The organism is Candidatus Bathyarchaeia archaeon (assembly GCA_038882715.1).
Lineage (GTDB): Archaea > Thermoproteota > Bathyarchaeia > Bathyarchaeales > DTEX01 > DTEX01.
Window position 1 is genome coordinate 23,112 of the sequence record JAVZNR010000014.1, and the last position, 10,135, is coordinate 33,246.

Here is a 10,135-nt window from a genome sequence, read left to right on the forward strand (position 1 = left end):
AAAAATATTGGGCTTTACATGTCTATTGGCTTATTCGCTAGAGCAGATAAGCATATATGAGGCAGCATACTATCGCCAGAATTGCGCCCACAATACCCCAAGCAGCCCACTCGGATGAAAAAATTTGCGGGAAGACCTCAATCAATACTGGGAAAGCTTTAGAGTATACTATATTGGCGATGGCCCCCAGCATGAATCCTGTAATACCTATAGCTAATAGTGTGAGCACCACCCTAGATCTATGCCCCATGCGGCTCATCCTCCAATATCAGTTTTTAGCCGAATTTTTCCCGCTCAGCTTCAGCGGGCTTTGAAGCCACCAATTCTGGGAACCTCTCCTTCGTTTTCTCCTCAGCAATCAAGGCGGCCTCTTCAAGTATCTTCCGCGCCTCTTCGCTTGTAGCCTCTAGGCCTAAGCTTACCCCGGAGACCTGCCCTGACTCAATCATCACTTCATCAAGTACACCTATTATCGCGTCTATTTCTCGCTCGGCGCTTGGAAGAACGCTTGCTATGCCGGATCGAATGTCCTTTAAGATTTCTATAGCCGGTGCTATGGCGGCTGCCACATTGCCGACAAATGTTATCGTGTTGAGGCGCAGAGAAACCCTTTCAAGGGCTAGCTTAGCGTTAAGCATGAGATTCATGGTTTTCCTCAGCTCAGCGAGCTCATTAGCGTACATTGTCGCCCTTCTCATATCGTGATTTGAGTAGGCGTCAACAATCTTGGAGAAAAGGGATTTATCCCTCTGGCTCATGCCGTTTATGGCGCCTTCAAGCGCCTGAATCTGCGCGTCTATACGCTTAGTGGCCAGCGAAATCTTGTATTTAAGCGGCTGGCTCGGTTTAACCGCACCTACAATCTTATCCACTACGTTGTCTTCCGCTCTTCCTTCCCACTCCTTACTAAATTCCGACATTTACAATCACGAAAAGTGGTGGAGCGCTGAGAATATTTGAGCCTTATTATCATTGCGGTATCTATATGCTTAACATGCGCTTCATCTCAACAATAAATATGATGGAGAATTAAGTAAACATATGGGCTTAACTCCTCAGTATCCCCTCAGATTTAAGTTCTCTTAAAGCCTCATCAAACTTCTCTACTGTTGTCTCAATGTCTCTCCGCGTATGCGCGATTGAGAGAATGAACCTTGAGCCCATTGGATGAATACCCCTATTTATTAAAGCCTTCTCTAAAACGCTCATAATCTTCTGGCTTTCCTCCCTTTTCTTCTGGAACCTCACGTAGCTCTCAATGTCCGATACATTGAGGTCTTCCGGACTAAATCCAAAGCCAACGTAGATTATTGATGGGGTTGTACCCCAAACCACTCCATCAACACGACTATCTTCAATAGCATCACTCAGGCCACGCCTCAACATATTGCCTTTCCTATTGATCTGCGGGTGAACCTTACCATCAAGTATTAGACCCAAACAAGCGTTGCCAGCAGCCGCAGAGATCGGGTTAGCGTTAAATGTTCCCGGATGACTTATCCGCCTTAGGTCGCGCCTGCCCTCAACCCTAAACTCAAGCATACTCAAGTACTCCCTACCCCCAGTAACGGCTCCGCCCGGATAGCCGCCGGCGAGAATTTTACCTAGCGTAGATATGTCTGGCGTCACACCGTAACGCTCCTGTGCGCCGCCGGGAGAATCCCTAAACCCTGTGACGACCTCGTCGAAAATTAGGATGACGCCGCTATCCTTAGTTATTTTTCTTAGGTCTCTAAGAAACTTTTCGTTGATCGGTATAAGCCCCATAGATGCTCCCCCGGGCTCAAGTATGACGCACGCGACGTCGCCGCCCTCGATGGTTTTCTCAACAGCCTCAATATTGTTTGGTGGCAGAGCAACAGTATATTTGCATATTTCTGGCGGAATGCCGGCTGGGTAACCTCCTGAGAGAGGAGGCGAGTAATCTGGATTGTAATCGATTATAGTGTAGTCAAACCAGCCGTGGAAGTGGGATAGAAACTTTATAATTTTATGTTTACCCGTATATGCCCTTGCTATCCGTATCGCCATCATGGTTGCCTCGGTGCCTGAACTTGTGAACTCAACTAGCCCGCCGCGTGCGCAGGGAATTAGCCGCGTTACTTTCTCAGCCCATTGGATCTCAAGCTCATGGGATGCCCCCAAATGCGTTCCTCTTCGAGCCTGATTTATAACCGCTCTGGTCACGGCTGGGTGGGCGTGGCCTAATATGAGGGCTCCGTGGCCCATCCAATAATCAATGTACTCGTTTCCGTCAACATCCCATTTCCTAGAACCCTTAGCTTTAAAACAGTAGATTGGCATAGGCTCAAAGTATCGGGCGTCGTGCGTTACACCTCTGGCGAAAACAGCTTTAGCCCTACTGTATAGATCCCTAGACTTCGAATGTTTTTCCAAATATGTTAAATCTATCCTGCTTTCAGAGAACATTTTCAATCACTCAAATATGCTTCTCCACAATATCACCATGTTATGTAACTTTTTAAGGCTTACTCGAAGTCTCGAAAATATTGTGTGAAGGCGAAAATGAACTATGCGCGTGAAGATAAAGCGTGATTAAACCGTTTGGAATTGGAAAACCGAGGAGCAAGTGGGATTGTAAAGTATGATTGATGGGATATTCTTCGTGGGCCACGTTTCAGTAGATAGAGTTCAGAACATTAATGGGTCAAATGTGCAGCCGGGTGGAGCTGCGCTGTACGCTGCCGTAGCCGCTAAAACCCTTCTAGAAAACATCTATTTGATCTCTGTTGTCGGCAGAGATTACCCGTTTCTAAACATATTAGACATGTTTTCGAGACGCTACTTAAAGGTCTCTAAAGCCCCCTCAACAAGATTCAGCATTAAGTACAACGAGGCTTGGGAGGCAAAATATTTAGAGGCGAAATACGGGTCTGGCCTCAAAATATCGCCTTCGCTAATACCGGTAGAATCTCTAAGTCAAGAGAGCATACTGCATATTTCGCCCATATCGCCGATTAAAGTGAAGAGGATTGTGGAATTAATTAGGGAGAAGAAGCCTAAAACAAAGGTCTCCGTTAACACTTGGATAGGGTATATTAGGGGAGAGAATAAAAGGATCCTCAGAGAAGTCGCCCAAGAAGCCGATTTCTTCATATTAAATGACTCTGAGGCGAAGGCTCTCGCAGATACGAGGAGCCTCTCGGCAGCCCTAAAAACCTTAAGGTCGAGGATGCTTGTAGTGACGCTGGGGGAGCTAGGCGCAATAATAAGCAAGGATAATGGTGAAATCCAAGTTGTGCCCGCTTTAAGGATGCCGGTTGAGAAAGTAATAGATACTACTGGCGCCGGAGACACGTGGTGCGGCTCCTTCCTAGCCGCCTACAAGCAAACCAATGATTTAATGAAGTCCGTTATAGCGGCCTCCATAATCTCTAGCATAAAGTGCACTGGTTGGGGTTTCAGCAAGCTTCTAAATCTAAAGTTTAGGAAAGTGGACGACATAATAGAGTACGTTATCGGGTTAAAGGAGGGAGGAGTGCAGAAAAAAATTTTAGATTACATAGTTAAGCAAAAATGAAACCTTTATGATGACCATCAATCTATGTTTTGTTCAATCCTTCCGGTATACGCATAAAGACCGGGACTAGAATCAAGAGGTCTGCTAGAAGCGGCAGGATGATAACCATCTCCCTGTAACCCATGCTCCAGAGAAGACCGCCAAGCAAAGATGCCAAGGATCCTATGAAATCCAGCAGACCGCTTATTCCCTGAACCATCCCCCTCTTCTCGGCCGGAAAATTCTCCCAATACATGGTTATAAATGGTATGAAACTTATGCCGCCAACTCCGCTCAACCCACCTGGCCCCATCAGCCCTACCGCCCCCAATATTCCAGCCAAGGCTAAAACCGCGTGGTTTGGAGCCCATATCAGCATTAACGTTCCAGCGTAAAGTATGGGGCGGAGGATCAAGAAGACTTTTTTGCGTCCGATTCTGTCGGCTAAACTACCCATTGGAATCTGCAGCAGGATCTGAGCTAACACGCTTAAGGTGCCCATTAGCCCTAAAAACTGCTGGTCAGCACCCTTCACCTGAACAATCCATAATGGGATGAAGGGCGCCGACATGCCTCCTAAACGCATAACTGCTAAAGCCGCTAACCAATGCTTAAGCCATCTCTCGCTTCTCAGAAGATCCCTGTAGCCTCTTATGAGGTCAAGCTTTAGCGATATGTGATGCGAAAAAGTTTTTTGGACTGGTAGGGGCTCAAGCATAATTAGGATCAGCGTTACCGCTATTAGGGAGGCGGCTAACTGTATAAAGTAGAGGGGTCTTATGCCCTCCGAATTTATTCCGCCGAAAATGGATACAACTGTCGCCGCAAAGTATGGGGCGAATAGGGCTGGTATAGCCCATATCACGCGTGAGAGGCTCATTGCTAAGGCTCTTCTCCCAGAGGAGGTTACACCAACTATTATTATGTCGGTTAGCGGCATTATGAGAAGCATACTGATCCTCATCAAAATTATAGCTGGGATCAGCATCCACCAGTTTAACGCGCAGCCGTAGAGGAGGGCGACGAGCGCTGAGAAAATCAGTCCAAGGAGAAGCATCCTCTTAACGCCAAACCTGTCTATAAGATAACCTGCAGGGGCCGAGAAAGCTGAGCTAACCACCCCGCCCACACTTTCAAGCGAACCCAGCTCTACGGGGTTTGCCCCCAAAGCCACAGCGTAAAGCTGATTGTACTGCGCCGAGAGGCCTGATGACCATGTCTGCAAGCCTATGGAGAAGAGTAGAACTTTAAACCTCCTGTCCAAACGTCTAAGGAAATCTGAGATCATCGCTAATATTCCTCGCAGCAAGCGTATTGCCGCTCTTCTAGAGCCTAAAGCATCTTAAATCTTAAACCCTACACTTATTTAAGGTTGAGGTTAAAAACCCTGTGAAATTATGCGGCCCCATTAAGCAATAAATAAGCGATAGGGAGACGAAGCCTTCTTCCCATAGGAGACTTAAAATGCGCGTTCAGCTGTCATGTCAACCATCCTCTGAATCTCCTCCTCGAGATCTTTTGGCAGCCCGAATATGCTTACGTCCATGAATCCCCTTACAATTAGGGCCTCGGCCTCGCTTTTTGAGAATCCTCTAGCCATTAAATATTGAATTTGTTCTTCAGATATTTTTCCGACGGCAGCCTCATGCGACAGCTCAGCGCCTTTAGCCTTAGCCACAAGCTCCGGCACAGCGTAGATCATGGCTTCATCTGAAAGTAGAAGCCCCCTGCACTCTAAGTGGGCTCTTGTGTCACTATGCTCTCCCTGCAGTAGGCCTCTAGCATATATTTGCGCCTTGTCGGCCGCTATGGTTCTGGATATCACCTCGCCCCTGCAGCCCTCGTTCTGCAAAACTATCTTTGAGCCAACATCGATGTATGAGTTGCCTACCCCATAAATTATTGTATTGAATCTGGCGCGCGCATTAACGCCCCTACAATACGCTACTGGATACATTTGTAGGCTCTTAAGGGGCTTGAAGCACATATAATTGCTCACGAACACGCCGTTATCCTCTATCATCGCTCCGGATCTAGGCCTAGAGTCGAAATTTTGAGCCCAATTATGAATCATGGTGAATGTTAGTTTTGCTTCCTCCTTAATATAGAACTCCGTTATGCCGACGTGGAGGCCGCGTTGAACGCTGGAGTGGAGGGTGCAGCCGGTTATTATCTGCGCCTCTGAGCCGGGTTCAGCGATTATTATGTTATGAACATTCTGGTTTAAATTGTCGGTTGAGATGAATAGGCATGCTTGTAGCGGTATTATGACTTTCTGGTCTTCAAGTATTCTAATAAAATATCCTTGATCCCAGTAAAGCTCGGCTAAGGCCGTATACTTATCCGTATCAACGCTCACGAGCTTCCACCAATAGTCTTTCAACCAATCATACTTTCTAAGAGCCTCCTTAGCGCTCATAATTTCAATTTTATCCTCAAAGATCTTCTGGACGGCTCTAAATATAACTGAGTGATCTATTTGGAAAAAGGTTGCAGCCCTGCTCTCCTGCTCTGGTAGAACGCCCACCTCGACAGCTCTTTCCAGAATCTCCTTTGGAAGGCTTGATACTGGACATGGCTCCCAGTTTTTAGGCTGCCTAGAGTACTGGCTTATATCCAGATCCGGCCCGAACGCTGACGGTTTATTTATAGCTCGCAGCGCAGCGTCCTTACTTTCAGGCATTTCTCACACCACGCGTAACCCTCATTTAATATTTGACCCAGTATCTTTGTTGGGTGACCTGAGCAAACTATTGTGCCATTCATCAATACATGCGCAACATTAGCGTTAATATACTGCAATATAACGCCAAGATGCGTAATTATCAGGGCGGATCGCCCCTGCAGCGCCTCGTTAATCACCGTCCCCAAAATCCTTAGGTTTTCAACATCGACCCCGGAATCCGGCTCATCAAGTATTAGAAAATCGCTGTTTTGGGCTAAAACCTGAAGCACCTCAGACTTCTTAATCTCCCCGCCGGAAAAACCTAGATTTATGTCTCTTTCAAGAAAACTGCTTGGAAGCTTAACCTTCCTGAGGATCTCATTTATTTTCTCTTCGTTTGGCGTCATGCGCCTTAAGATCCCGCCGAGCTTTACACCTCTTATTGCTGGCGGGTTCTGAAAGGCTACGCCTATACCCATCCTAACCCGTCCATCGGTTGAAAGGCTGGTTATATCTTTCCCCTTAAACAATATCTTTCCCGAAACAATCTTATATGCTGGAAAACCCAGGATAGCCATTATCAGCGAGCTTTTCCCAGACCCATTCGGCCCAAATAAAACGTGGGCTTCGCCCTCAGGTATCTGCAGGTTTACGTCGTTCAGTACTCTTCTTCCGGAAACCTCGACGCTTAGATGCCGTACCTCAAGTATAGGCGCACTCATAAGGAATCATCCTCAAATAGTTGGGGGCGGCGGCTAATTAACGTTTCCCTTAACTCACAGCGGAATCTTCCTCTATGCTGGCCTTCTGCCTATTAATGCCCCATATCATCTTCGGATCCACTTTCGGTCTTCTATCAAAGGTGTATAGACCGTTCGTTTCCTGCTCTATATCGTATAGCTGCGTATAGCAGAAGCCTGAAACATCCCTATTGAAGAGTAAACTCTCAGTTAAAGCCTTATACCGCTCAACGTACTCCTCAATTGTTTTAGGCCTTTCGCCGTAACCCCAGCTCTCGCCGGGTTTCGCCTCTAATGGGTTCCACCATATCCCACCGTACTCGCTCACGATGAAAGGCTGGCCTTTATAGGGCAGGTTCCTCAAAAAATTCATTTGTGATCCTCTAAGGTCGAGAGGCTCTGAAGTCTTCTTAGGTAGATCCGCGTAATGGCTCCTGAATATTTCAGGTTTCTGCTCGTAGTCGTGAACATCATATATGTCTATTTCTTCGCTGACATGTGTCCAACCGCTGCAATCGATAACCAGCCTAGTTGGATCAATAACCTTAGTTAAGTGCACAACCCTTCGAATAAACTCGACGCATGTATGATCGTTTACGTCAATAGATCTCTCATTAAATGGTGTCCATATGATGATGGATGGGTGATTGAAATCTCTCCTAACAATGCTGATCCACTCGTCTAATAAGGCGTCTCTAGCCGACGCATTAGATAAATCGGCGCCCCAGTCCGGAAACTCTCCGGCCGCAAGATAGCCGAGCCTATCAGCCCAGTAAAGGAAGCGCGGCTCAAAGACCTTTTGATGAAGCCTAGCGCCGTCGAACCCCATGTTCTTCGCTAGCTCTATGTCGCGTCTCAAAGCGTCGTCTGATGGCGCAGTGTAAATGCCGTCGGGATAATATCCTTGGTCTAGAACGAGCCTTAGGAAGCGCACTTGATTATTAAATAAAATTTTGTTTTTTGATACTCGTATCTCACGAAAACCTACGTAAGAGCTGACCTCGTCTGTTAAGCCGTCTGCGGAGGTAAGTTTGAGGAGCAGCCTATATAGGTATGGGTCTTCCGGAGACCATGAACGCGCGTCCGGAACACTCATATAAATGTGGCTTAATGGCTTAAATGAGGATGTCTGGGCCTCAGCTACCATTTTGCCCCCATCATATATTTCAGCTGAAACAGCATACTTGCCCCCATCACCCCCAACATGAAGCTCCACGAAGACGCTTCCGCTGCCCGGCTCCGCCACAACTTTAAAGTAGTCTATGTATTGGCGTGGGACGGCTTCAAGCCAAACGGTCTGCCAAATACCCGTTACCCGAGTATATAGGCATCCGTAAGATTTTAGGCGGTGGCTTTGTTTACCAGTTGGCTGGAGACCACTCCTACAGTCATCTAGGGCCCAGACGACTAGCTCGTTGTCGCCGGGCTTCACTAGACCAGTTATATCGAATGTGAAGGGCGAGTATCCACCTTTATGAGCGCCGGCTAAATGACCGTTAACCCAAACAGTCGCCTTATAATCTACCGCGCCAAAGTGGAGCAGTATGCGGCCATCAAGCCACTCATCCGGGACGCTGAAAAATCGCCTATACCAGACGGATTCCATGAAGTCTTTCTCCCCAACACCCGAGAGAGCGCTTTCAGGCGGGAAAGGCACAATTATTCTTCTTGAGAAATCTTTTCCGCTGCTCCAGCCTTTCTCAAGACCGCTTTTAGCGTTATCTATCTCAAACTGCCATTCGCCGTTAAGGTTTATCCACGTCTTTCTCTCGAAGTCGGGTCTAGGGTGCTCCGGCCTAGGGATGCTCAAATAATTCAACCCCTGTTCTCCAAGTTCAGTCTATGTAGATGTGAGAGAACCTCAAATATAATCTTGGCGGCTTGTAGGGCTGTTATGCCGTAGTCGTAGTGTGGTGTCACCTCGACGAGGTCAAAGGCAACTAGACGTTGATCGCATACTCCAAGCAAAATGTCTAGAAGCATGCTTATAGATAATCCTTCGGGCTCCGGGTTTTGAACCGCTGGCGCAAACGCCGGGTCTAAAACATCCATGTCAAGCGTAACATAGATTTTGCTGCAGTCGGACAGCGCGCCTCTAATCTCCCGCAAAATGTTCTCAAGATTATCCTTTATAATCCTCTGAGAGGTCACGTACTTAATGTTGTCGGCCTCAGACAGATAATTAAGTTCTTCTTTGCAGACGGCTCTCGTTCCAACCTCAATGATTCTCTTGGGCTTAACTTCCTCATGTATTCTGCGCATAAACGTGGCGTGGCACACTCTCTCATCCATGTACTTATCTCTTAAATCTAAATGTGCATCAAAGCTAACCAGCGCGAATTCTCCGTCAATGCTTCTAGATGCGCCGAGGGTTATGGTGTGTTCGCCGCCAATAATTATGGGAATCTTATCCAAACCCATTATGTCCCGGCAGACAAGATCCAATCTCTTCAATGTTTCCTCCAAATTTCCACTTACATGCAAGTCCCCAGAGTCATGAAGCCCTAAATCCTCAATGTCGACGTTAGACCTAAAGCTGTATGTTTCTATGTTAAGCGAAGCCTCCCTGATAGCTGCTGGCGCAAACCTAGCTCCTGAACGATACGTGCTTGTGGCGTCGAAGGGTACGCCGAATACAACGTATCTCGATTCTTCGAGGCTCTTCTGATAGCCACTAAAATACATTGTTATCGAAGTAAACAGATTTAGGTAGCTCATGTCTTACAATTCCATGTTAATACTTATAAGTCGTTTGGGCATCATATATCTACTCCCTGAAAACAGCGGTGTTTCAAAATGGGCGAAAAGAATGAGAAGCCGATAATGTCTAAGCGCTTATATTTGATGTCAATTTCATGCTTTATTGCGGGCGTAGCGTTGTTGATCGTAATGGTGCAATCAAAATATATGCCATATCACTTAGCGCTCATCGGAGCGCTTAATATGCTTACTTCCTATGGGATAACAGTTATGAGGAGATGGGCTTTCTACTTGGCGCTCTTTACGTCGCTGATAAGCCTTATATTCGGCTCTATCACGTTAGCCGCGATACTGATGCTCTTCAATATGGGCTTAGACCTCATGAGCACGTTAATGTTACTGGCTATGGCCCTCTACACGGCTCTCTTCGCAGCCATACTAATACATGTTTTCTTAAACAGGAACAAGTTTCTATAACGTCCCTACGCCAAAACCAATTTATTTTTGAAA

Annotated in this window: 10 protein-coding genes; 2 read left to right on the forward strand and 8 right to left on the reverse strand. The window is 46.8% G+C overall.

Going from position 1 to position 10,135, the window contains the following annotated elements:
- Nucleotides 1-37: 37 nt before the first annotated feature.
- From QXR61_07920 to QXR61_07930, 3 genes are all read right to left on the reverse strand, one after another.
- Nucleotides 38-250 (reverse strand): hypothetical protein, encoded by a 213-nt coding sequence (locus tag QXR61_07920; GenBank protein ID MEM3757873.1) that lies wholly within the window; start codon nucleotides 248-250, stop codon nucleotides 38-40.
- A 25-nt stretch (nucleotides 251-275) separates the two neighbouring features.
- Complete coding sequence (locus tag QXR61_07925; protein ID MEM3757874.1) at nucleotides 276-920, reverse strand: Snf7 family protein; 645 nt, start codon at nucleotides 918-920, stop codon at nucleotides 276-278.
- A gap of 127 nt (nucleotides 921-1,047) precedes the next feature.
- The gene (locus tag QXR61_07930; protein MEM3757875.1) at nucleotides 1,048-2,430 is read right to left on the reverse strand and encodes an aspartate aminotransferase family protein; all 1,383 of its coding nucleotides are present in this window, start codon (nucleotides 2,428-2,430) and stop codon (nucleotides 1,048-1,050) included.
- Nucleotides 2,431-2,605: 175 nt separating this feature from the next.
- On the opposite strand from QXR61_07930, the gene QXR61_07935 reads away from it, so the two are divergent.
- Nucleotides 2,606-3,541, forward strand: a complete 936-nt coding sequence (locus tag QXR61_07935) for a carbohydrate kinase family protein (protein MEM3757876.1) — start codon at nucleotides 2,606-2,608, stop codon at nucleotides 3,539-3,541.
- 22 nt (nucleotides 3,542-3,563) lie between these two features.
- Here the strand turns inward: QXR61_07935 and QXR61_07940 are convergent, their stop codons facing one another.
- The 5 genes from QXR61_07940 to speB all read right to left on the reverse strand — a co-directional run bounded on the left by QXR61_07940 (nucleotide 3,564) and on the right by speB (nucleotide 9,643).
- Nucleotides 3,564-4,808, reverse strand: coding sequence for an MFS transporter (locus QXR61_07940; GenBank protein MEM3757877.1), 1,245 nt, complete (start codon nucleotides 4,806-4,808; stop codon nucleotides 3,564-3,566).
- A gap of 171 nt (nucleotides 4,809-4,979) precedes the next feature.
- Complete coding sequence (locus tag QXR61_07945; GenBank protein ID MEM3757878.1) at nucleotides 4,980-6,203, reverse strand: SufD family Fe-S cluster assembly protein; 1,224 nt, start codon at nucleotides 6,201-6,203, stop codon at nucleotides 4,980-4,982.
- Nucleotides 6,167-6,907, reverse strand: coding sequence for an ABC transporter ATP-binding protein (locus QXR61_07950; protein MEM3757879.1), 741 nt, complete (start codon nucleotides 6,905-6,907; stop codon nucleotides 6,167-6,169). The genes QXR61_07945 and QXR61_07950 overlap by 37 nt, the downstream gene beginning before the upstream one ends.
- A gap of 49 nt (nucleotides 6,908-6,956) precedes the next feature.
- Nucleotides 6,957-8,735: a glycoside hydrolase family 2 TIM barrel-domain containing protein gene (locus tag QXR61_07955; protein MEM3757880.1), complete on the reverse strand. Its 1,779-nt coding sequence runs from the start codon at nucleotides 8,733-8,735 to the stop codon at nucleotides 6,957-6,959.
- A 5-nt stretch (nucleotides 8,736-8,740) separates the two neighbouring features.
- Nucleotides 8,741-9,643 (reverse strand): agmatinase, encoded by a 903-nt coding sequence (gene speB, locus QXR61_07960; protein MEM3757881.1) that lies wholly within the window; start codon nucleotides 9,641-9,643, stop codon nucleotides 8,741-8,743.
- Nucleotides 9,644-9,721: 78 nt separating this feature from the next.
- Here speB and QXR61_07965 point away from each other — a divergent pair, with 78 nt between their 5' ends.
- Complete coding sequence (locus QXR61_07965; protein ID MEM3757882.1) at nucleotides 9,722-10,102, forward strand: hypothetical protein; 381 nt, start codon at nucleotides 9,722-9,724, stop codon at nucleotides 10,100-10,102.
- The last annotated feature ends 33 nt before the right edge of the window (nucleotides 10,103-10,135 follow it).

Excerpts from the sequence above, each read along its gene's own strand:
- QXR61_07920 (MEM3757873.1), bottom strand. The coding sequence starts at position 250 with ATGGGGCATAGATCTAGGGTGGTGCTCACACTATTAGCTATAGGTATT.
- QXR61_07925 (MEM3757874.1), bottom strand. The coding sequence starts at position 920 with ATGTCGGAATTTAGTAAGGAGTGGGAAGGAAGAGCGGAAGACAACGTA.
- QXR61_07930 (MEM3757875.1), bottom strand. The coding sequence starts at position 2,430 with ATGTTCTCTGAAAGCAGGATAGATTTAACATATTTGGAAAAACATTCG.
- QXR61_07935 (MEM3757876.1), top strand. The coding sequence starts at position 2,606 with ATGATTGATGGGATATTCTTCGTGGGCCACGTTTCAGTAGATAGAGTT.
- QXR61_07940 (MEM3757877.1), bottom strand. The coding sequence starts at position 4,808 with ATGATCTCAGATTTCCTTAGACGTTTGGACAGGAGGTTTAAAGTTCTA.
- QXR61_07945 (MEM3757878.1), bottom strand. The coding sequence starts at position 6,203 with ATGCCTGAAAGTAAGGACGCTGCGCTGCGAGCTATAAATAAACCGTCA.
- QXR61_07950 (MEM3757879.1), bottom strand. The coding sequence starts at position 6,907 with ATGAGTGCGCCTATACTTGAGGTACGGCATCTAAGCGTCGAGGTTTCC.
- speB (MEM3757881.1), bottom strand. The coding sequence starts at position 9,643 with ATGAGCTACCTAAATCTGTTTACTTCGATAACAATGTATTTTAGTGGC.
- QXR61_07965 (MEM3757882.1), top strand. The coding sequence starts at position 9,722 with ATGGGCGAAAAGAATGAGAAGCCGATAATGTCTAAGCGCTTATATTTG.